Consider the following 20,825-nt stretch of genomic DNA (forward strand, 5'->3'; position numbering starts at 1 on the left):
GCGGCAAACGCTCCCGAATGGAGTATCCAGAACTATGTCTGGCAAACGCCCCTTCAGCATCATCGAGAATGAATGGATCACGCTTGCCGACGGCACGCGCCTCGCCGCCCGTATCTGGATGCCGGAGAATGCCGAGAGCGATCCGGTGCCCGCCGTTTTCGAATTTCTGCCTTATCGCAAGCATGATGGAACCTGCCTGCGAGACGATTCCACCTATCCGGAATTCGCAGCCGCGGGCATTGCGGGTGTGCGTGTCGATATCAGGGGCTCCGGCGAGTCCGACGGCATCATTGACGGCGAATATACCCCGCTGGAACTGGCAAACGCCTGCGAACTCATCGCCTGGATTGCTGCCCAGCCCTGGTCGAACGGCTCCGTCGGCATGATGGGCATCTCCTGGGGCGGTTTCAACTGCCTGCAGGTCGCAGCCCTGAGGCCGCCCGCGCTGAAAGCCGTCATTTCCATTGCCTCGACCGTCGATCGCTACAATGACGACATACACTACAAGAACGGCACGCATCTTTCCGCCCAGCTTTCCTGGGCTGCGACCATGCTGGCCTATCAGTCGCGCTCGCCGGACCCCGCACTTGTCGGTGACCGGTGGTGCGAGATGTGGCTCGAGCGGCTGGAAAAAGAGCCTTATTTCATGGAGGAGTGGCTGGCACATCAGCGCCGCGACGCCTTCTGGAAACACGGCTCCATCAGTGAGAATTTCAGCGACATAGAGATTCCGGCTATGGTTATCGCCGGTTGGGCGGACGGCTACCGCAACACGCCTCTGAAGGCGGTGGAAGGCCTCGGCGACAAAGCCAAAGCCCTGATCGGTCCTTGGGTGCATAAATATCCGCATTTTGCCTGGCCAAAGCCGCGTGCTGACTTCCTTGGCGAGGCGATCCGCTGGTGGAACCGGTGGCTACGCGGCGAGGAGAACGGCATCGAAACCTTGCCACAGGTGCGCGCCTATATCATGGACGATATCCGCCCTGCCCCTCGGCGCGATTTCGACAACGGCTTCTGGATCGGAAAACAGCACTGGAGCAAGCCGGAGGCAGCGCATTTCTACGTCGACCGGTTCGGCATGCTGAACCCTGGAAACCCGATCCCCGGCGCCCGTGGACATGACCGTTATATCCGCTCGCCCCTCGACACGGGCACGGCTTCGGGAGAATTCTTCACCCTCAAGCCCGATGCGGAAATGGCGCTCGACCAACGCGGAGATGACGCCGGCTCGATGGTCGTGGAAACGGCCGTGCTTGAAGAGGATACTGATATCCTCGGCCGCCCGGTGCTGACGGTCGAGGTCGCCTGCGATGAGGATTGGGCCAATCTCTGCGCGCGTCTTGTCGACGTGCACCCCGATGGCACCGCGACGCGTGTGTCATTCGGGGTCCTAAATCTTGCCCATCGCGATGGATACGAAAATCCGAGCGCCATTCCCCAGAAGGAGAAGACCAAGATTCGCATCGAACTCGATGCTTGCGGCTATCGTTTCCGTAAAGGCCACCGCATCCGCCTGTCGATCTCGACCGCCTATTGGCCGATGATCCTGCCTGCGCCGACGGATCCGGGTGTAACTCTCGATCTCGCCTCGCTCGGCCTTGCGCTTCCAAAGCTCGGCGCACACGAGAAGATCACGGTCAAGGAACCGGAAAACCCCAATCCGCTGCCGAAGTATACCGAGCATACACCCGGCACCACGCGGCGCTTGGTGACGAAGGATATGACGGCCAATCGCACCGACTATCACATCAAAGAGGACACCGGGCTTTCAGAGCGCCCCGGCACGGGTCTCTCGACCCGTCAGGTGCGCGAGGAAGTATGGTCGATCAGGTCAGACGACCCGCTGTCGATGAACGGTCAGTCCACGTGGACCTGTGACATGCAGCGCGACGGCTGGTTCCTGCGAACCATCTCCACCGCCCGTCTCTCCTGCACTGCGGAAGAATGGGTCACGACCGCCGAACTCGTCGCCTACGAAGGTGAAAACGAAGTCTTCCGCAAGACATTCGAAAAGCGCCTCCCCAGAGACTTCATGTAGGAAGCGAGGGCTTATAGTTTCATCGGAGAGGCAATTTCCCCTTCGACGGAACTCGATTGATTATTTTCCGCCCCGACGTTCGTGATGCTCGGCAGTTGCTGGCAGCCACACGGGTTTCTTGCAGCAGCGATATGCGGTTCAACCCTGTGCCCGCGATCTGGACGCGATTTCACCCCGCGCGAGAACCTTCGAATAGGAAGCAAGGCAAGCTGCCTAGCTCCAAGCGTGAAGCGGCGGCTTTTCATCGTTGAGGAAATAGTTGCCGAGAATGGCATATTTCCAGCGCACGGGATCGTGCAGCGTGTGGGTGCGGGCATTGCGCCAATGCCGGTCGAGATGATGTTCGGCGAGCGTCGAGCGCGTGCCGGCAAGCTCGAACAGCTTGTTGGTGGCGGAAATCGCGATTTCCGTCGAGAGGATTTTTGCCTCGGCGGTCACGATCTGGGCCTCTGCGACCGTGTCGGCATTAGGGTTCTCGATGGCCCGATCAATGGCGTAACCTGCCTTTTCGAGCAGCGCCTGGGCGGCGTGAAGGCGCAGCGTCAGGTCGCCGATGGCCTGGATTGTGTAGGGATCGTCTGAGGCGCGCTCCAGGCCGCTGTCCACCCAGGCGCGGCTCTTGGTGCGCACGAAGGAGACGGTCTCGTCGATCGCCGCCTGCGCGATACCAGTGTCGACCGCCACCTGGATGATCTGGAAGATCGCGCCATCGGCCGTCGGCACAGCATAGCCTTTGTAACCGGGCACGAGATGGGTCTTCGGCACCTTTACATTGTTGAGGATGACGGTGCCCGACAGCGTGGTGCGCTGACCGAAGGACGACCAGTCGTCGATGACGGTGAGGCCCGGCGCGTCGCGCTCGGCAATCGCATACCAGGCGCGGCCCTCCTCATCGAGCGCGACGATCGGCACCAGATGGGCGAGCAGTGCGCCGGAGGAATAGAATTTCTGGCCGTCGACGACGACATGGTCGCCGGCATCGGTGAACTTCGTCTCGAAATCTGCGGCGCGCTTGGAGCCGAATTCGGAGAAGGCGTTGCCGAAGCGCGTGCCGCGCAGCACCTCGGCGAAGAGCAGCTTCTGCTGCGCCTCGTCGGAGACCGTGCGGATGGCCGCAACGACACCGAGATGGTTCTGGGCGATCTGGCCGATGGACGAATCCGCCGCCGAGACGATCTCGATCACCTTGGCGAGCGTTGCATAGGAGACTTCCGGACCGCCGAATGCCTTCGGCACGTTGATCGACCACAGGCCGCTCTGCGAGAAGGCGTCGAGCTCCTTGACCGGCCAGATGCGGTCACGGTCGCGGATCGCCGCTCCCGGCGCGATTTCTGCCGCAAGCGCCTTCGCGACCGCGATCGCCTCGGCATCGCTTTTGATGATATGAGCCGGCTCGCTCGGCCGCGGCACGGCCGGAACGCCCTCGACGGCGCCCTTCGTGTTGACGTTCGAAATGGTCATCGCAAGTCTCCTCTTGAGTTGGGTTTCAATGGACAAAGGCAGGGGCAGCCGCGGCGGGTTTCTGCCCGAGATAGAAGGCCTTGACGTCGTCGCGCGCCTTGAGATCGGCAGCGCTGCCCGAGAGCACGCTGACGCCGTTTTCGAGAATGACCGCCCGGTCGGCATAGGTGAGCGCCACCGCCGAGTTCTGCTCGGCGACGAGGATCGACAGGCCTTCCTCCCGGTTGAGCCGTTTTAGCGTGCGGAAAATGTCCTGCACGACGAGCGGCGCGAGGCCCATGGAGGGCTCGTCAAGCACCAGCAGCCGCGGGCGTGACATCAGCGCCCGGCCGATCGCCGTCATCTGCTGCTCGCCGCCGGAGGTGAGACCTGACAGCACCCGGCGCTTCTCCTTGAGCCGCGGGAAATGGGCATAGACCTTTTCGAGATCGTCGGCGATTTCGGCGCGGGAAGCGCTGCGCCCAAGCCCGCCGGAAACGAGGTTTTCCTCGACCGTCAGCGACCTGAAGCAGTGCCGTCCCTCCAGCACCTGCACGAGGCCGCGCCGCACCAGGCTTGCCGGCGCCTCACGCGTCACGTCACGGCCTTCGAACCGTACGCTTCCGGCAAGGATCTGCCCGCGTTCGGCCGGCAGCAGGTTCGACACCGCCTTCAGCGTCGTCGTCTTGCCGGCGCCGTTCGCGCCGAGAAGGGCGACGATTTCGCCGCGGGCAAGCGACAAGGTCACACCATGCAGGGCGGTAATGGAATGATTGTAGGTCGCATGGACGCCCTCCACGGCGAGCAGCCGGTTCTCATCAGTCATGTCGAAGGCTTTCCTTGGTTTCCCGGGATGTGCGGCCGGGCATCCATCCGGTGCCCGGCCCAAGACATCAGTTCGTCGCAGCCTCGGCATCTTCGGCCGTGCGAAGCTTGATGCCCTTTTCGGCGGCATAGGCTTCGGAGGACTTTTCGATGATCGGCCGCAGCAGCGCCCAGTCCGGGGCGATCCAGTCGGAGACGACGTTCCACTTCTTGCCGTCCCATTGCTGGAAGGTCACGTAGCCGTTGCCCTCATGGTTGTCCCAGGTCACGTTGATAGAGTGGAACAGGCCCTTGGCGCCGAGCGCCTCGACGCGGGCCGGATCGAGCTGGAGATGCTCGAAGCCCCAGCGCACCTCGTCGCCGGTCAGCGTGCGCTTGCCGAACTTTTCCTGCGCGATGCGCACGGCCTCGACGTTCAGGATACCGTTGACGATACCGAGATTGTGGTAGACGGAACCGATGCGGTTCTTGTCCTCAAGGTTGCCCTTGCCGGCGTCATAGACCGTCTTCACGATCTCCTTGACGACTGGATATTCGGCACCCGACGCCTGCGTGGTGATGGCCGTATAGCCCTTGGCCGCATCACCCGCCGGGATGACGTCCTCTTCCGAGTTCGACCACACATTGCCGATGATGTGATCGACCGGGAAGCCGGTCTTTGCGGCCGTCTTCAGAGCGACAGGGTTCATCACGCCCCAGCCGCGCAGCACGACATAATCAGGCTTGGCGCGGCGGATCGTCAGCCACTGCGACTGCTGCTCGTTGCCCGGATGCGGCACTTCGATCTGCTGCAGCTCGAAACCGTATTTTTCGGCGAGCAGTTCGTAGATCGGGATGGTTTCCTTGCCATAGGGCGAGCCGTGATAGAGCACGACGATCTTCTTGCCCTTCAGGCTTTCGAGGCCGCCTTCCTTCGAGGCGATGTAGTTCACGATGCCCGAGGTCTCGCTGTAGGGGTTAAGCAGCAGCGGGAAGACATAGGGGAAGACGCGGCCGTCGGTCGAATCCGTGCGGCCGTGGTTGATGGTGATCAGCGGCACCTTGTCCTGCGTGATACGGTCGATCATGGCATAGGCGATGCCGACCGAAAGCGGGTTCCAGGCGGCGATGCCCTGGTTGCTCTTCAGGCGCTCATAGGCCTCGACGCCGCGCTCGACCTCGTACTGGGTCTCGGCTTCCGACCAGGTGAGCTTCACGCCGTTGACGCCGCCGTCCCTGGTATTGATGAGGTTGAGATAATCGATGAAGCCGCCGAAGAAACCGGTGCCGCCGGCCGCATAGGGGCCGACGCGGTAGCTCTGCAACGGGAAATGCTGCTCGTCTGCCGCCGCCGGAAAAGCGATGGCGGCAAGGCCGATGCCGGCGGCGAAAGCGGCGGCTCTGATCTTGGTGTAAAGGGTCATTCTGGACACACTCCGTCTGTCGGCGGCGCTCGGCCGTCCGGTTGCTGTCAGGGTTCAAGAGTTTTTGTTGTTGGAAGCCGGAAGCTTCGAGGTTTCACGCCCGCCGGAGGGCGGCCGTTATGCGTGATTTCAGGCGGTCCCACAGCGCGACGAGGCCATCGGGCTCAAGCACCAGGAACAGGATGATGAAGGCGCCGATGACGATGCGCTGCGTCATGTCGAGCACGCCGGAATCGAAGACGTCGCCGAGCAGGAAGGACCCGAGCCGGGAAAGCACCAACGGGAAGACCACGATCAGCGCCGCACCGAAGAAGGCGCCGCGGATCGAGGCGAGGCCGCCGATGATGACGATGAACAGGATCTGGAACGACCGGTCGAGATTGAAGCCGGCCGGCTCCACCGTGCGCAGATAGGCGAAGGCCCAGAGCACGCCGGCAACGCCGATGATGAAGGAGGAAACCCCGAAGGCGAGCAGCTTGGTGCGCAGCACCGGCACGCCGATGATGCGCGCAGCGGTCTCGTTGTCGCGTACCGCGATGAAGTTGCGGCCGGTCTGCGAGGAGACGAGGCGGTGGGCGAGGAAGGTGAGGACCGCCACGACCGTCAGCGCGAAGAGATAGCGGCCGACCGGGCCTTCGAAGGAAAGGCCGGCAAGCGACAGCGGCGGCGCATCGATGACGCCGGAGGCGGAATTGTTGGAGAACCAGCCGAATTTCGTCAGCGCCCATTGCACGAAGAACTGCGCGGCAAGTGTCGAGACGGCGAGGTAGAAACCGCGCAGGCGCAGGCTCGGCAGGCCGAAGACGATGCCGATCGCCGCCGCCGACAGGCCGGCGAGCACGATCGAGGCAATGAGCGGCAGCGCCTCGACGCGCAGGTTGAAATTATAGGCCGCGAAGGCGCCGACGGCCATGAAGGCGGCCGAGCCAAGCGAGACCTGGCCGGCATAGCCTGTCAGGATGTTGAGCCCGACACCGGCAAGGCTCAGCGCCAGGAAAGGCAGCAGGATCGCCTCGAAGAGATAACTCGAGCCGATGAAGGGCACGACCAGATAGGCGACGGCCAGCACCGCAAGCGTTCCGGCGCGGAACGGCAGCGAGAGGGGCGGAGAAAGATCGGCTGTGACGGCGGACATGTCAGACCCTTTCCACGAGCTTCTGGCCGAACAGGCCGGAGGGGCGGACAAGCAGGAAGGCGAGTGCCACGACATAGGCGAACCAGCCCTCGATGCCGCCGCCGAAATAATCGCCGATATAGACCTCGGCGAGTTTTTCGGATGCGCCGACGATCAGACCACCGACGATGGCGCCGAGAATGGAATCGAAGCCGCCGAGGACCAGCACCGGCAGCGCCTTCAGCACCACCAGCGACAGCGAGAACTGCACGCCGAGGCGCGCGCCCCAAAGCAGGCCGGCGACCAGCGCGACGAGGCCGGCCGCCGCCCACACGCTCGCCCAGATCCAGGGCAGCTTGAGACCGACGGCAAGGGCCGCGAACTGATCGTCCGCCACGGCGCGGAAGCCGAGGCCGATGCGGGTGTAGCGGAAGAAGGCCGAGAGCGCCGCCACCATGCCGGCCGCGACAAGGGCGGCGAAGATGTCGAACTGGCTGATGAACACGCCGCCGACATCGAAGGGGATATCCTCGATGCCGAGATCGAGACCATGAACCTGCGTGCCCCAGATGAGCTGCGCCGCCCCCTCGATGATGTAGGAAAGGCCGAGGGTGGCCATGAACAGCGTGATCGGCGGCTTGTTGGTGAGCGGCCGCAGCACCGTGCGCTCGATGGCGATGCCGATGACGACCATCGCCGCGAAGGTGATGGCAAAAGCCACGGCGAAGGGCACGCCCTTCTCTACGAGGCTGACGAAGGTGAGCGCAGCGAAGAGGAGCAGTGCACCCTGCGAGAAATTCAAAACGCCCGAGGTCTTATAGATCAGTACGAAGCCGATCGCGACGAGGGAATACATCACGCCGGAGAGCAGCCCGCCGATCAGCACCTCGGTAAAGAAAAGCCAGTCGAATTCGGCCATCAGATGCCCTCCCCGTCTTCGTTTTCCGGCGGTACGCCGAGATAGGCGTCGATGACACGCTGGTCGCTCGCGATCTCCTGCGGCGTGCCGTCGGCGATCTTGCGGCCGTAGTCGAGCACGGCGATACGGTCGGACAGGCCCATGACGACCCCGATATCGTGCTCGATCAGCACGACGGTGATGGCGTATTCGTCGCGGGCGAGGCGCACGTAGTCGGCAAGCTCGTTCTTCTCCGTCGCCGTCATGCCCGCCATGGGTTCGTCGAGCAGCAGGATGCGCGGTTCGGCAGCCAGCGCACGGGCGAGCTCGACGCGCTTCTGCAGACCATAGGGCAGCGTGCCGGCGAGCCGGTCGACGTAAGGTGCCAAGTGCAGGAAATCGATGACGCGGCGCGCCCTTTCGCGCGCATCCGCCTGTTCGCGGCGCGCATTCGGCAGGCCGATGATCTGGCTCAGGAAATTCGAGCGCCCGGCATAGGCACGGCCGGCGGCGACATTGTCGAGCACGCTCAGCCCCTTGAAGAGGGCGAGATTCTGGAAGGTGCGGGCGACGCCGAGCTTGGCCAGCTTCTGTGTCGGCACTGGCCAGTAGGCGGCGCCGTTGATGGCGACATGGCCGCGGTCCGGCTTATAGACGCCCGAGATGACATTGATCAACGAACTCTTGCCGGCGCCGTTCGGGCCGATGATCGCGCGGATCTCGCCATGACGAACCGAGAGATCGACATCCTTGAGCGCCACCACGCCGCCGAAGGACAGATCGATGCCGTGCAGTTCCAGCGCAAGCGCCGCGTCCGTCCGGGGGCCGGGCGCCTCCGCAGCCGCACCCCGCAGAGCAAGATGCTCCGCGATGTCGGGCGGGACAGCCACCTCGCTGCTGAGGCCGACGAGCAGAAAATTCGATGCCGACATGGTCCGTTCCGTCCATTGCCCACCGGGCACAGGATTCCCTTCGCGGACACGATCGCGCCCGCGTTGCAGGGAGCGGCGGCCGAGCCGCCGCTCCGTTTGTTCGTTTGGCTTATTCAGCCGCGATGGCGGCGCTCTCCTCGGCCTCTTCCAGCGCGCGCACCAGCGGAATGACGTGCTTGCCGAAATACTCGACCTCTTCCTGGAAATGCAGGAAGCCGAGCAGGATGAGATCGGCGCCAGCGCGTTTCAGGCGCACGATACGCTCGGCCACCTGCTTCGGCGTGCCGATGAGGTTGGAACGGAAGCCGTCATTATACTGGACGAGGTCCTCGAAGCTCGATTTCGCCCAGTTGCCCTCGCCCTCAGGCGAAGACTTGCCGGCATTCTTCACCTCGTGGCCGAAGGCGTTGACCGCTTCGGGATTGGCCTTCTCGATGATTTCGGCAAGAACGGCCTTCGCCTCTTCCTCGGTCTCGCGCACGATGGCGAAAGCATTGACACCGACCTTGACCGAATGGTTGTTCTCCCGCGCCTTCGCCCTGATATCGTTGACCTGCTTGGCGATTTCCTCCGGCGTGTTGCCGTTGGTGAAGTACCAGTCGGAGACGCGCGATGCCATGTCGCGTGCAGCGCGCGATGAACCGCCCTGGAAGATTTCCGGCTGCGGATCGATCGGCTTAGGCTTCAGCGAATAGTTGTTGAAGCGGTAGAAATCGCCGCGGAACGTAAAGTTGTCTTCCGTCCAGATACCGCGCAGCGCGCGGATGAACTCTTCCGAGCGGCGGTAGCGCTCGTCATGGTCGAGCCAGGGCTCGCCGATGGCGTGGAATTCGCCGCGGAACCAGCCGCTGACGACGTTGACGGCGACGCGACCGTTCGTCAGGTGGTTGATCGTGGCGATCTGCTTGGCGGCGAGCGCCGGATTCCAAGGGCCGGGCAGGATCGCCGCGATAACCTTCAGTGTCGTCGTCGATTCCAGCAAGGCATGGCTGAACGAGACGGATTCATGTTGGAACTCCGCGCCGTATCCGGCCGTGAAGCGGATCTGGCTCAGCGCATAGTCGAAGCCGCTCGCTTCCGCGATCTGGGCGAGCTTGCGATTGTAGTCGATCGTCCAGCTGGTGCGCTGCTCGATATTGGAAATGACGAGACCGCCGGAGACATTCGGCACCCAATAGGCGAATTTCACGGCGTCCCTGCTCTGTTCAGTCATGGGGTACTCCTCTCTTCCTGTGTCAGTTGGCGGCCGTTTCGCGCGCAACGACGCGAAGGGCCGGATGGGTGTCGCCGGCGGCAAGGACCGTGGCGGGCAATAGATCGAACAGGTCGGCGACGGCGCGCTCGATGCGGGCTTCGACGGCCGGGTTCGAAAGCGTGTATTCGGTGAAATCGGCCTCGACGGCGTAAACCGTCGTCGGCACGGTGACGGCGCCGAAGAAGCCGAGCAGCGGGCGAAACTGGTGCTCCAGCATCAGTCCGTGCAGTGGCGTGCCGCCGGTCGCAGCAAGGACGACGCGCTTGCCCTGCAAGGCCCGAAAATCGACGAGATCGAAGAGATGCTTGAGCGCGCCGGTATAGGAGGCACGATAGACCGGCGAGCCGACGACGAGCACGTCCGCACTTTCGACGGCATCGATCAGCGCCCTTCCGGCGTCGTCGAGCTGGTCGGCACGCAGCGCCCGGAACAGCACCGGCGCGGCATCGGCAAGGTCGATTACCTCGGCCGATACATCGGCCACCCGCCCGATCGCGGCCACAATGCGCTCGACAACATGCGCCGTGCGTGATGGCCGCTTGACGCTGCCGGAAATTCCCAGGATCTTCATGACGCCCTCACACTTTTATAATTTATATTTTCCATGGATTTTGTGGATTATCAAAGACGGCAATTCCAATATTTGCGTCATTCGTAAAATGCATTGGCGTTCATGCCCGCGCAGGCAAACGATCTCGCATCACCGAGGGACGGTGACGAGAAGGGACAAGGTCCCTCCCTGGCTCCCGATACAGCATTGGACGGTCGTCTAGCCGCCTGGCATCCTGGGCGTGCTGGCAAGCAGTTTTTGGGTATAGGAATGCTTAGGGCGGGCAAGGATTTCCCGGGTCGCGCCTTGCTCGACGATCCTGCCTTTTTCCAGCACCACCAGTCTTTCACACAGCAGAGCCACGAGGGCGATATCGTGCGAAACAACGATAAAAGTCATTCGTTCAGAAAGCGTGCGCAGCAGATCGATGATGCGGGTGCGCGTGGTCAGATCCAGGGCACTCACCACCTCGTCGGCGATGATCAGATCGGGTTTCGCGACGATTGCCCGCGCGATGGCGATCCGCTGGCGCTGGCCGCCGGAAAATTCGTGGGGGTAGCGCACGGCGGCATCGGCGGGCAGATCGACATCCTTGAGGGCCTGCATTACCGCCGCGGCGATGTCGGTGTCGACCTTGAGGGAGCGCAGCGGTTCCGCGATGATGTCGAAAACACGCTGGCGCGGATCGAGCGAGGAATAGGGATCCTGGAAAACTGCCTGCACGCTGCGCCGGAAGCCGCGCATGAAGGCGCGATCGGACGTATCGAGAGGATTGCCGCGAAACGCGATCGCACCGGTGGAGACGCGCTCCAGCCCAATCAACAGCTTCAGCAGGGTCGTCTTGCCGGAGCCGGATTCCCCAACGATGCCGAGATTGTCGCCGGCGGTCACGGTGAGGTCGATACCATGCAGCACCGGCTTCGTCTTCGTGTAGCCGAAGGAAACACCGGAGAGGTCGAGCAGCGTCACAGGGTGGTCTCCAGGGCTTTGTCAAAGGCGCGAGCGGCCGCGACCAAACCTTGCGTATAGGGATGGGCGGGGTGCTGGAAGAGCGGACCGACCAAGCCGGCCTCGATCAGCTCGCCATGGCGCATCACCAGCGCCCGTTCCGCGATGGTGGCGACGACCGGCAGGTCGTGACTGATGAACAGAAGCCCCATCCCCTCGTCACGCACCAGCCCCTCAAGCAATTTTAGCACCTCGGCCTGGGTGGTGACGTCGAGCGCCGTCGTCGGCTCGTCCGCGATCAAAAGTTTCGGCCGGCAGGCAAGCGCCATCGCGATGGCCGCGCGCTGACGCTGCCCGCCGGAAACGCCATGCGGATAGGCTCGTGCGATGCGCTCGGGTTCCGGCAACGCAACACGATCGAGAAGTGCGAGGACACGCCTCCGCACCTCGGCCTTGCCTGGCCTTTCGCCATCACGGAGCGCGCGGCGGCGCACCACTTCCCCGACCTGATCCCCGATCCGCATCAGCGGATCGAGAGCGGTGATCGGTTCCTGGAACACGGCGGCGATGCTGACGCCGCGCAACGGCACGAGATCGCGGTCGCGCGCGCCGATCACCTGATGCCCGTCGAGGCGGATCGAGCCGCCGACGCGCATGGTGTCCGGCAAAAGGCCGAGCACGGCGAGCGCCGTCAGCGACTTGCCGGAGCCGGATTCGCCGATCAGACCGACCCGCTCCCCGGCGCCGATCGAGAAGGACACGCCGGAGACGAGCGTGCGCCCGGCGGCGCGGATGTCGAGGTTCTCGACGGACAACAAGGCGCTCACCGGCTTCTCCTTCGGGTCGGGTCGGCGACGTCACGCAGCCCATCGGCAAAGAGATTGAGGCCGATTACCAGCGAAACCAGCGCAAGACCGGGCGCGATAGCGCCAAAGGGGGCGGTATAGACGGAGGCCTGCGCCTCCTGCAGCAACCGTCCCCAGGAGGCATTCGGCGGCGGGGCACCGAGGCCGAGATAGGAGAGCGACGCCTCGGCGATGACGGCAAGCCCGAACTGAAGCGCGAAATTGACGATCAGCGTCGGCCAGATATTGGGCAGGACATGGATGCGCACGATGGCGGGCCAGGACGTGCCGGAAATCCGCGCGGCGGTGATGTAGTCCATCGCGAGAATGCGCTTGGCGAGAATGCGCGTCAGCCGGGCGACGATGGCAGAACCGGCAATGCCGATGGCGAGGATCGCGGTGCCGAGGCTTGCGCCATCGCTGGAGGCGACGATCAGCATGGCGAGCAGCAGCGTCGGGAAGGCGATGAGAATATCGAGGGCGGCGGCCAGCACATCGTCGAGCGTGCGCGTGGCAAAGGCGGCGAACACGCCGACGGTAACGCCGATCAACGCGCCAAGGAAGACCGCACCGCAACCGACGACGAGCGCGATACGCGAACCGATCATGATCTGCGTCATCAGGTCACGGCCGAGCCGGTCCGTACCGGCCCAATGAAGGAACGACGGCCCCTCGAGCCGGCCGCCCACCATGTCGCCGACACCATAGGGCGTCCAGACGAGCGAAAGCAGCGCCACGACGACGTGCAATCCCACCAGCAGACCGCCAACGACGAGCGGCCACGGCAGCGCGGACTTTTGCGGCACATGTGCGTCAAGCGTTTCCGGCACAGTCATGCCGCACCTCCGGCCATGCGGCCACGCAGGCGCGGATCGATCAGGCGCTGGAGAAGATCGGCGGCAAAGCCGAGCAGCAGGACCAGCAGCGTCGAGACGAAGAGCAAGCCCTGCACATTGGGATAGTCGCGCTGCTCGATGCCGAGCAGAAGCATGGAGCCGAGGCCCGGCAGCGCAAAGACCCGCTCCACCACGACAGCACCGAGCAGCGTCGAGGCCAACTCGATGCCGAGCACGGAAATCACCGGCACCGCGCCGTTGCGGATACCATGGCGGATCAATGCCTCGGAAAAGGTCGCACCCAGCGCCCGCGCCGTGCGCAGGTAATCGCTGCCGAGCACGTCCTGCGTCGCCGAGCGCACATAGCGGATCAGCGAAGCCGACATGACGATGGCGATGGTCGCGACCGGCAGGACGAGCGCCTGCAAAGCGACACCGGGCGATTGCCAGCCGCGCGAGGGAAATCCGCCGGAGGGGAAGAGCCGCAGATTGACCGCGAAGAGAGTGACGAGAAGGATGCCGATCCAGAACACCGGCACCGCGATGCCAAGCTGCGAGACGACGGAGATCAGCCCGCCATACCAGCGGTTCTGGCGCACCACCGAGAGGATGCCGAGCGGCACGGCGACGGCGATGGCGACGATGAAGGCGAGCAGCGTCAGCGGCACGGTAACGATGAGGCGCTTGCCGATCTCAGCCAGAACGGGTGCGCCCGAGACGAAGGAATTGCCGAGATCGAAGCGGGCCAGGCTGCCGGCAAAACGCAGGAACTGCTCATAGAGCGGCAGGTCCGAGCCGACCTGCTTGCGCGCCGCCTCGATCTGCGCGGCATCCGCCCCGACGGAGACCAGCGCATTTGCGGGATCGCCCGGCAGGAGGCGCAGCAGCACGAACAGAATGACGGCGGCAATGACGACCGACAGCGCCAGAATTGCCGAGCGGCGGATTATGTAGGAAAATATGGTGGTTACCTCTCACAAGCGCGGACGCCGCCTGAAAATAGGTCAGGCGGCGTCCGGTGTCGAGCTTGCCTTTGCGGGACAGTTTATTCTGCTTTGGTGATACCGTAGGCGAAGAACTGCGAATTGAGACCGTTCACCGGGTAGCCGCTGACCGTTGCCTTCGACACGACGATCTGCGGATAGAGATAGAACCAGTTGCTGGCCGCATCTTCCGCGATGAGCGTGTTGGCTTCCTTGAGCTTCTCGGTCTGCTCGGCCTCGGTGGCGCTCGCTTCGGCTTCTTTGATCAGGTCAACGACCTTGGGATTGTTGTAACCCCAGTAGAAGTCCGGATTGCCGTAGAAGACGATGTCGCGGTGGTTGACGTGTTCCTGTAGCGTCGCCTGGAAATCGTGCGCCTTGTAGATCTTCGTGTACCACTCGTTGGCGGTGATGACGTTGATCTCGACCTTGACGCCGATCTTGGCCAGTTCGCTCTGGATGAACTGCGCGGCGATCGGGTGCGGATCGTAGTTCGGCGTATCGATGGTGAAGGTGAAACCATCGGGATAACCGGCTTCCTTCAGCAGGGCCTTGGCGCTTTCCGGGTCATAGGCGTCGGTCTTGGTAAGATCGGCATACCAGGCATCCGTCGGAGGCACGAAGGAGCCGATCAGCGTGCCGTAATCGCCCCAGACGGCCTTCAGCAGCTTCTCGTCGTCGATGGCGCGGGTGAGCGCCTTGCGGACCTTCACATTGTCGAAGGGCGCGACGCGGTCGTTATAGGCGAGCAGCAGCTTCGTCGTCGACTTGCCTTCGCTGACGGTGAATTCCGGGTTGTCCTTGAACTGCGCCAGCGAATCCGGGCTCTGCACGGAGGTGATGATATCGACCGAGCCGGTAAGCAGCGCGTTGTTCAGCGCCGTCGCCTCGGTGAAACACTGGAAGACGACCTCGCCGTTTTTCGGCTTCGCGCCCCAGTATTTGTCGAAGCGGGCAAGCGCCAGCGACGAGCCGCGGCGCCATTCCTGCAACGCATAGGGACCGGTGCCGTCTTCCTTCGCCTGGAAATCCGTCGCCTCGTCATTGGCGATCCAGACATAGCTGAGGTTATAGGGCAGCGAGATCGAGCGGGACGCGAGCTTCACCACGACCGTCGCGTCGTCAGGCGTTTCGATGCCGGCGATGGACTTCAGGCTGTTCTTGCGCGAACTCTTGGAGGCCTCGGCCGTCACGCGTTCGATGGAGAATTTCACGTCCTTCGCTGTGAGCGGCGCGCCGGAATGGAAGGTGACGCCCGGCTGCAGCGTGAACGTATAGGTCAGGCCGTCCTCGCTGACCTTGGTGTCCTTGGCAAGAACCGGCTCGACCGCGCCCGCATCCGTCAGGCGGAACAGCGCTTCATAGACATTGCCGTTGAAGGCTTCGTTGATGCCCTGGCCCGCACCCGCCGTGTTGTCGAGGTTCTGCGGCTCGTAGAGCGAACCGATATTGATCGTGGCGTCCGGATTGGCCTCCTGGGCCAGCGCGGGGCTAAGGACCCCGGCGGCAAGGACGGCCACAAGCGCCGTCGTCAGTGCCCGGTTGCGGATTTTGGAACCGCTCATGTCATTCTCCTGTTTGGCGATCGCCGTCTGCCGGCGTTCTGGTGGCGATTGTATTTGCCCTTGCGGGAGCATGACATCCTCGCCCACTCCAATTTGCGGAAATTAAAGGGAATTGTCTTTCAACGAAGGCTAAATCCATGGATAGTTTTCGCGCCCGCGATGCGGCCATTACATAAGAGCATGAGGACGACATGAGCGACATCGATCGCGCAAGAGCGGAAAAGCTGCTGGCAGCGGAAGGGCTGGAGGGCATGGTCCTCTTTCGGCCGGAGGCGTTTCGCTATGCGACCGGCCTTGCCGCCGGGGTCGCGACGATGTGGGGCCGTGCCGGCTCGGCCATCGCGCTGGTTCCGGCCGATGCGGACGCGCCGCTCGCCGCCGTCATGAGCGACCATGCCGCCGGCAACGCCCGGCCCATCGATATCCGCACGCACCGCATCTGGATCGACGGCGTCACCGTCGCGAACGCCACGTCCATCGATCAGGTCGATGCCGCCTACCGCGCCGGCGGCAACACCGGACCCCGGCCGGAGACGTTCGACCAGGATGCCTGTTTCCGCCTGCTCGCCGATCTGCTTGCCGAACGCGGCCTCTCCCGTGCGACTCTCGGCGTCGATCTCGATTTCATGCCGGCCGCCGATTTCGCGCGATTGAAGAGCCTGTTGCCCGATATAGACTGGCGGGATGCTTCCGACGTGCTGCGGCGGCTGCGCCTCATCAAGAACCCGCGCGAGATCGAACGGCTGCGCCGGGCGGCCGCCTGCGCCGAGGCCGGGCTGGAAAACCTCGCCCAAGCTGCCCACCCCGGCCTGCGCGCCGCCGATCTTTCGGCCGCCTGGCTTTCCGGCGCACGGAACGAAGCGGCGCGCAACGGACACGCGCTCTCAGGCCACTGGGATTACATCTCTGTAGGTGCCGACCTGCAAGATGCTGGCGCAGCACTCGGCGACGGGGATCTCATCAAGGCCGATGTCGGCACGCTGGTCGATGGCTATTCCTCCGACGGTGCCCGCACCTTCGTCTGGGGCAAGCCCTCGCCGCTTGCCGCGGATATCTACAAGGCGCTGCTGGAAACCTTCCTGGTCGGTGTCGAGGCTTTGCGGCCCGGCCTGCGTTTTGGCGAGGTTCACGAAACGATGCTCGCCGCCATGCGCCGGCGCGGCTTCAACGAGTACTATCGCGGCCATTTCGGCCATTCCGTGGGGGCCGCCGCCGGAATCGAGGAATGGCCGTTCCTCTCGCATGACAATGCCATCGTTATCGAACCCGACATGGTGCTGGCACTGGAGGCGCCCTTCTATGCCAATGGCATCGGCGCGCTGATGATCGAGGAACAGTTCGTTATCACCAGGGATGGCGCGCAGACGATGAACCGGCTGCCCCGTGAACTCATCTCGCTCGGCTAGGACCGCTCCCATCCGACAGGTAGGACACTAACTAAAATCTCCTAATACGCCAATTGATGAGCCGCCTAGAACATCTGGCAAATCCTCATGTGAAGTTTGGGAAACGATCGCTGTCAGGCGCATTTGCCCAGCTTTGCAGCGTTTGGCCGCCGTCGATCAGCCAGTCGACACCCGTCACATGTTTGGCATCGTCGGACGCAAGAAAGGCGACAGCAGCGGCAACATCCTCGGGCTGGCCGATGCGGCGCAAGGGAATGCGGTGGGCAAAGCGCTCGATGCCCGCGGAGTAGGCCGCTTCGTCCTCTGCCGGAACACCCAGACGAGTTTCGATGACGCCGGGGCAGATGGCATTGACGCGGATACCGTAAGGCGCCGCATCAAGCGCTGCGATACGCGTGATGCCGACGACACCGTGTTTGGTTGCGGCGTAGCCGACCCCACCGGACAGAACGTCCCAGCCCGCCATCGACGACCCCATATTGACGATGGCACCCTGTCTTTTGCCGGCAATCATGGCGGCGAGGGTCGCGCGGAGAACATAGAAGATACCGTTGAGATTGATGCCAACAATCTTCTGCCAGTCTTCAATCGACAGCTCGTGCACGGGCGCGACCGTGCCGGAGATGCCGGCATTGTTGAACAGGACATCGATGCCGCCGAAATGAGCGGTGACGGCGCCGACCATGGCTTCGACCGCAGCCGGATCGGCCACATCGACAGCGAACGCCTTGGCACGATCGCCGAATTCAGCCGCAACCTCCTCCGCCTTGGCACCGTTGAGATCGGCTATGGCGACGCGGGCACCTTCCGAAAGAAAACGACGCACCGCGGCAGAGCCGATAACGCCGGCAGCACCGGTCACGAGCACGGTCTTGTTTTCAAAACGCATCGTCATTCCTTCTCAAATCGTGGCCGGGCGCCGGCGGGTAGTCGCGCCAGGAACATCGTGGAACAAATCCGAGAGCATCGCGCGCGACGCCGGTATCGATGAGCGACGCAAACCCGACAAGAGGCTGGCGATGGGCGACGCCCGGATAGGCCGCCTCGGCTAGCCCGGCCGATGGCTGGTCCATATAACTGTCCGCAGCGCTCAGGAACGCGCGAAGATGTCCCTCCACCGGCCGCTCAACGGCGGACAGGAAAGCAGAAGCGGCATCGCGCGCATCGAGATACGCCCAGAGATCACGGGCGGCTTCAGCCTGCGCGCGCCGCGGGCCGATCTGGGCGTGAAAGCTCTCCGGTGTCTGGATCCAGGGCATGCGCAGACTGACAGCCGAGAATACCCCGCGCCGGACCGAGGCATCGACCATTTCTTCACCGAGCCATTTCGTAATGGCGTAAATATCCTGCGCTCCCACGGGATGCCCCTCGTCGATCGGCAGGTAAGGCGGCACGACAGGCTTTTCAAAAAAGGGATAACCAAGCACGCTGAAGGACGAGGCATAGACAAACCGCCGTATACCAGCGATACGCGCAGCCTCGGTCGCCGCGTACATGGCCCCCATATTGACCCGAAACACGTCGGCAGCAGCACGCCCCGTGGGTCTCGGGATCGCGGCGATGTGCACCAGCACATCCTTGTCGGCCGCCAGTTCGGCAAGCACGCCGAGATCGCCAGCGTCCGCCGTGATATGCGCCCAGCCGCAGTCCGGCGGCGGGGCCATCATATCGAGACCGGTTACGACGTGTCCCGCATCCCGCAATGCCGTAGCGACGTGCCGGCCCAGGAGGCCGCTCGATCCGGTGACGAGGATGCGGCTCATGCCTGCCCTCCCTTCGGCCTTACGGGCAGTGCCCTGATGATGCGCTCGGCCAACTCGAGATCATCGAGCCCCCCCTGAAGCGGTGTGATAGGTGCGGCCTTTCCTTTAACGCAGGCGATGAAATGCCGCCATTGCCGGCGGAACGCGGTTTCCGGCGTGCCGGGCAGAATGCGCTCGCTCGGCCCCTCGCCGGCAGCCTCGCGCAGACGCACCGTCGCCGCGGCATTCCGCACATAAGGGTTCTGGAAATCGATGCGCACTTCGTCCTTCTCGCCGTGAACGGTCATCCATTCGTCCCACCATTCATACTGCGCGCCGAACGCCACTTCCAGCAGCGCCGGAACACCATCGGGGAAACCGAGCACGGCCATGATATGTGTCGGTCCCACCGCCTGCGCATAATCGACGCGCTCCGCGACGCCGAAAGCACCGCGCAGAACCGCAAGATCATGACTGCCGAGCATCAGAAGCGTCATGTAGAGGTCAGCGTAACCGGCATGGTCCTGTCCGAGTCCGGCTGCGACGCGCGCAGCCACATCCGCCTGGGTCGCCTTGATAAGCTCGATATCGCCGTCCTTGCCGCGCACCTGCGTATAAAGCTGCTGATAGCGATCGAAACGGCCCGCGAAATCATGCACCTGGATCATTTTCGGCCGGCCGATCTGGCCGATCTTTTCGAGGCCGAGCCGATAGCCGGGATCATAAAGCTTCATGTAGCCGACAAGACCGACCAGCCCGCTTTCATTCGCCGCCTTCACAAGCGGACGCGCCTCCTCGGCTGTGAAGGCCAGCGGCTTTTCGACGATGAAATGTTTGCCGGCCTTGATGGCGGCCTCGACAACCGGGCCATGATCGAAGGTGCAGATGACCACAGCATCGACGGCCGGGTCGTCAAGCAGCGCCTGGTATTCCCGGTAGCAGGCGGCGACGCCATATTGCGCGCTCAGCGTCTCGAGAACCGTCCGGGAAAGATCGCAAAGCGCTGCCAGACGCAGCTCCGGAAGTTCGTGAATAACAGGAAGGTGCATCAGCTGCGCGATTTCGCCGCAACCGATCACGCCGACGCCGATCGGCGTTATGGGGTTGGAAGCCGTCATTGTGAACTCCTTATATTCCGGTCACGACTTGACCGCGCCGGCGGTCAATCCGGCGATGAATTGTTTCTGCATGAGCACGAAGACGATGATGACCGGCAGCGTCGTCATCGCCAGTGCCGCGAAATAGAGGTTCCACATCGATCCATACTGCTGGAAGAACGCGACGAGGCCGAGCGGTATCGTTTGCAGGGCAGGATCGCGCAGCAGGAGGAAGGCGAGGAAGAAATCGTTCCAGATTTCGATGAAGCCGAAGATCGTCACCAAAGCGAGGCCGGGCCGGATCAGTGGCAGCATGACCTTGCCGAGAATCTGGAGCCGACTGGCGCCGTCGATCCGCGCGGCATCCTCCAGCTCTGCGGGCAAGGACAGAAAGAAACTGCGCAGAATGAAAATGGAGAGCGGCAGGTTGGAAGCCGCGTGGATGATGGCAATGCCGATCCGGCTGTTGACCAAACCGAGATCACGCGCCGTCATGAAGAGCGGGATCGCCATGACCTGCGGCGGTATCAGCATCGCCGCTACGACCAGCGCGAGGATGACGTTGCGGCCACGAAACCTGAGGCGAGACAAGGCATAGGCGGCCGGGGTCGCAACCAGCAGCAGAAGCGCAAGTGCCGTTGCCGTCACGACGACGCTGTTGAGGATGCGCGCACCGATGCCCGCAACCCGCCACGCCTCGGTATAATTTTGCCAGGCAAAGCCTGACGGCAATCCCCACACATTGGCGATGACCTCTTCTTTCGTCTTCAAGGAGCCGGAAAGCACCCAGAGGAGCGGATAGAGTGTTTCGACAAGCACGATTGCCAACAGGCCGTAAACGAGAACCAGCTCACTAACGGTACGGCCGGCGAGCAAGCCCTTCCAGAATAGGTGGCTAGAGAATGGCGGCTGGGCACGGGCGGGGCGAATAGAGCTGTGGTGTTCCAT

The 20,825-nt window shown here is 63.2% G+C and carries 19 protein-coding genes; 2 read left to right on the forward strand and 17 right to left on the reverse strand.

The genetic code is table 11. The features are described 5' to 3' along the window. The first annotated feature begins 34 nt into the window (after nt 1-34). Nucleotides 35-2,038 carry a CocE/NonD family hydrolase gene (locus D0Y60_RS22175; protein ID WP_117372124.1) on the forward strand — a complete coding sequence of 668 codons (2,004 nt, stop codon included), beginning with the start codon at nt 35-37 and terminating at the stop codon, nt 2,036-2,038. A gap of 213 nt (nt 2,039-2,251) precedes the next feature. Here D0Y60_RS22175 and D0Y60_RS22180 read toward each other — a convergent pair whose 3' ends face one another. From D0Y60_RS22180 to D0Y60_RS22240, 13 genes are all read right to left on the reverse strand, one after another. Further along, a complete protein-coding gene (locus D0Y60_RS22180) occupies nt 2,252-3,499 on the reverse strand; it encodes an SfnB family sulfur acquisition oxidoreductase (RefSeq protein ID WP_117372125.1) in 1,248 nt (415 codons plus the stop codon). 25 nt (nt 3,500-3,524) lie between these two features. Then, entirely contained in the window at nt 3,525-4,304 is a 780-nt protein-coding gene (locus D0Y60_RS22185; protein ID WP_117372126.1) for an ABC transporter ATP-binding protein, read from the reverse strand. A 67-nt stretch (nt 4,305-4,371) separates the two neighbouring features. After that, nucleotides 4,372-5,706, reverse strand: a complete 1,335-nt coding sequence (locus D0Y60_RS22190; RefSeq protein ID WP_117372127.1) for an ABC transporter substrate-binding protein — start codon at nt 5,704-5,706, stop codon at nt 4,372-4,374. 94 nt (nt 5,707-5,800) lie between these two features. Further along, nucleotides 5,801-6,841: a branched-chain amino acid ABC transporter permease gene (locus D0Y60_RS22195; RefSeq protein WP_117372128.1), complete on the reverse strand. Its 1,041-nt coding sequence runs from the start codon at nt 6,839-6,841 to the stop codon at nt 5,801-5,803. A gap of 1 nt (nt 6,842) precedes the next feature. After that, entirely contained in the window at nt 6,843-7,739 is an 897-nt protein-coding gene (locus D0Y60_RS22200; protein WP_117372129.1) for a branched-chain amino acid ABC transporter permease, read from the reverse strand. Next, nucleotides 7,739-8,650 carry an ABC transporter ATP-binding protein gene (locus D0Y60_RS22205; protein ID WP_117372130.1) on the reverse strand — a complete coding sequence of 304 codons (912 nt, stop codon included), beginning with the start codon at nt 8,648-8,650 and terminating at the stop codon, nt 7,739-7,741. Before D0Y60_RS22205 ends, D0Y60_RS22200 begins: the two co-directional genes overlap by 1 nt. Nucleotides 8,651-8,759: 109 nt before the next feature. Then, on the reverse strand, nt 8,760-9,863 hold the full coding sequence (sfnG, locus tag D0Y60_RS22210; RefSeq protein WP_117372131.1) for a dimethylsulfone monooxygenase SfnG: 1,104 nt from the start codon (nt 9,861-9,863) through the stop codon (nt 8,760-8,762). A 22-nt stretch (nt 9,864-9,885) separates the two neighbouring features. Next, nucleotides 9,886-10,476, reverse strand: coding sequence for an FMN reductase (msuE, locus tag D0Y60_RS22215; protein WP_117372132.1), 591 nt, complete (start codon nt 10,474-10,476; stop codon nt 9,886-9,888). Between the two features lie 198 nt (nt 10,477-10,674). Next, nucleotides 10,675-11,424 (reverse strand): ABC transporter ATP-binding protein, encoded by a 750-nt coding sequence (locus D0Y60_RS22220; protein WP_117372133.1) that lies wholly within the window; start codon nt 11,422-11,424, stop codon nt 10,675-10,677. Continuing rightward, nucleotides 11,421-12,230: an ABC transporter ATP-binding protein gene (locus D0Y60_RS22225; RefSeq protein ID WP_117372134.1), complete on the reverse strand. Its 810-nt coding sequence runs from the start codon at nt 12,228-12,230 to the stop codon at nt 11,421-11,423. Before D0Y60_RS22225 ends, D0Y60_RS22220 begins: the two co-directional genes overlap by 4 nt. After that, on the reverse strand, nt 12,227-13,084 hold the full coding sequence (locus tag D0Y60_RS22230; RefSeq protein ID WP_117372135.1) for an ABC transporter permease: 858 nt from the start codon (nt 13,082-13,084) through the stop codon (nt 12,227-12,229). Before D0Y60_RS22230 ends, D0Y60_RS22225 begins: the two co-directional genes overlap by 4 nt. Further along, entirely contained in the window at nt 13,081-14,031 is a 951-nt protein-coding gene (locus D0Y60_RS22235) for an ABC transporter permease (RefSeq protein WP_281048173.1), read from the reverse strand. Before D0Y60_RS22235 ends, D0Y60_RS22230 begins: the two co-directional genes overlap by 4 nt. 98 nt (nt 14,032-14,129) lie before the next feature. Beyond that, nucleotides 14,130-15,632 (reverse strand): ABC transporter substrate-binding protein, encoded by a 1,503-nt coding sequence (locus D0Y60_RS22240; protein WP_117372137.1) that lies wholly within the window; start codon nt 15,630-15,632, stop codon nt 14,130-14,132. 191 nt (nt 15,633-15,823) lie between these two features. On the opposite strand from D0Y60_RS22240, the gene D0Y60_RS22245 reads away from it, so the two are divergent. Beyond that, nucleotides 15,824-17,038 carry a Xaa-Pro peptidase family protein gene (locus tag D0Y60_RS22245; protein WP_117372138.1) on the forward strand — a complete coding sequence of 405 codons (1,215 nt, stop codon included), beginning with the start codon at nt 15,824-15,826 and terminating at the stop codon, nt 17,036-17,038. Between the two features lie 85 nt (nt 17,039-17,123). On the opposite strand, the gene D0Y60_RS22250 is transcribed toward D0Y60_RS22245, so the two are convergent. The 4 genes from D0Y60_RS22250 to D0Y60_RS22265 are packed head-to-tail and all read right to left on the reverse strand — an operon-like array spanning nt 17,124 to nt 20,825. Beyond that, nucleotides 17,124-17,933, reverse strand: coding sequence for an SDR family NAD(P)-dependent oxidoreductase (locus tag D0Y60_RS22250; RefSeq protein WP_117372139.1), 810 nt, complete (start codon nt 17,931-17,933; stop codon nt 17,124-17,126). Further along, complete coding sequence (locus tag D0Y60_RS22255; protein WP_117372140.1) at nt 17,917-18,801, reverse strand: NAD(P)-dependent oxidoreductase; 885 nt, start codon at nt 18,799-18,801, stop codon at nt 17,917-17,919. The genes D0Y60_RS22250 and D0Y60_RS22255 overlap by 17 nt, the downstream gene beginning before the upstream one ends. Next, entirely contained in the window at nt 18,798-19,898 is a 1,101-nt protein-coding gene (locus D0Y60_RS22260; RefSeq protein WP_117372141.1) for a Gfo/Idh/MocA family oxidoreductase, read from the reverse strand. The genes D0Y60_RS22255 and D0Y60_RS22260 overlap by 4 nt, the downstream gene beginning before the upstream one ends. Nucleotides 19,899-19,919: 21 nt before the next feature. Then, nucleotides 19,920-20,825 (reverse strand): carbohydrate ABC transporter permease, encoded by a 906-nt coding sequence (locus tag D0Y60_RS22265; RefSeq protein WP_117372142.1) that lies wholly within the window; start codon nt 20,823-20,825, stop codon nt 19,920-19,922.

It is taken from the genome of Shinella sp. WSJ-2 (assembly GCF_003432075.1).
In the GTDB taxonomy this organism is placed as follows: Bacteria; Pseudomonadota; Alphaproteobacteria; order Rhizobiales; family Rhizobiaceae; genus Shinella.

What these genes read in the sequence shown, in the direction of transcription:
- D0Y60_RS22175 (WP_117372124.1), top strand. Translation starts at nt 35, where the DNA reads ATGTCTGGCAAACGCCCCTTCAGCATCATCGAGAATGAATGGATCACG.
- D0Y60_RS22180 (WP_117372125.1), bottom strand. Translation starts at nt 3,499, where the DNA reads ATGACCATTTCGAACGTCAACACGAAGGGCGCCGTCGAGGGCGTTCCG.
- D0Y60_RS22185 (WP_117372126.1), bottom strand. Translation starts at nt 4,304, where the DNA reads ATGACTGATGAGAACCGGCTGCTCGCCGTGGAGGGCGTCCATGCGACC.
- D0Y60_RS22190 (WP_117372127.1), bottom strand. Translation starts at nt 5,706, where the DNA reads ATGACCCTTTACACCAAGATCAGAGCCGCCGCTTTCGCCGCCGGCATC.
- D0Y60_RS22195 (WP_117372128.1), bottom strand. Translation starts at nt 6,841, where the DNA reads ATGTCCGCCGTCACAGCCGATCTTTCTCCGCCCCTCTCGCTGCCGTTC.
- D0Y60_RS22200 (WP_117372129.1), bottom strand. Translation starts at nt 7,739, where the DNA reads ATGGCCGAATTCGACTGGCTTTTCTTTACCGAGGTGCTGATCGGCGGG.
- D0Y60_RS22205 (WP_117372130.1), bottom strand. Translation starts at nt 8,650, where the DNA reads ATGTCGGCATCGAATTTTCTGCTCGTCGGCCTCAGCAGCGAGGTGGCT.
- sfnG (WP_117372131.1), bottom strand. Translation starts at nt 9,863, where the DNA reads ATGACTGAACAGAGCAGGGACGCCGTGAAATTCGCCTATTGGGTGCCG.
- msuE (WP_117372132.1), bottom strand. Translation starts at nt 10,476, where the DNA reads ATGAAGATCCTGGGAATTTCCGGCAGCGTCAAGCGGCCATCACGCACG.
- D0Y60_RS22230 (WP_117372135.1), bottom strand. Translation starts at nt 13,084, where the DNA reads ATGACTGTGCCGGAAACGCTTGACGCACATGTGCCGCAAAAGTCCGCG.
- D0Y60_RS22240 (WP_117372137.1), bottom strand. Translation starts at nt 15,632, where the DNA reads ATGAGCGGTTCCAAAATCCGCAACCGGGCACTGACGACGGCGCTTGTG.
- D0Y60_RS22245 (WP_117372138.1), top strand. Translation starts at nt 15,824, where the DNA reads ATGAGCGACATCGATCGCGCAAGAGCGGAAAAGCTGCTGGCAGCGGAA.
- D0Y60_RS22250 (WP_117372139.1), bottom strand. Translation starts at nt 17,933, where the DNA reads ATGACGATGCGTTTTGAAAACAAGACCGTGCTCGTGACCGGTGCTGCC.
- D0Y60_RS22255 (WP_117372140.1), bottom strand. Translation starts at nt 18,801, where the DNA reads ATGAGCCGCATCCTCGTCACCGGATCGAGCGGCCTCCTGGGCCGGCAC.
- D0Y60_RS22260 (WP_117372141.1), bottom strand. Translation starts at nt 19,898, where the DNA reads ATGACGGCTTCCAACCCCATAACGCCGATCGGCGTCGGCGTGATCGGT.
- D0Y60_RS22265 (WP_117372142.1), bottom strand. Translation starts at nt 20,825, where the DNA reads ATGGAACACCACAGCTCTATTCGCCCCGCCCGTGCCCAGCCGCCATTC.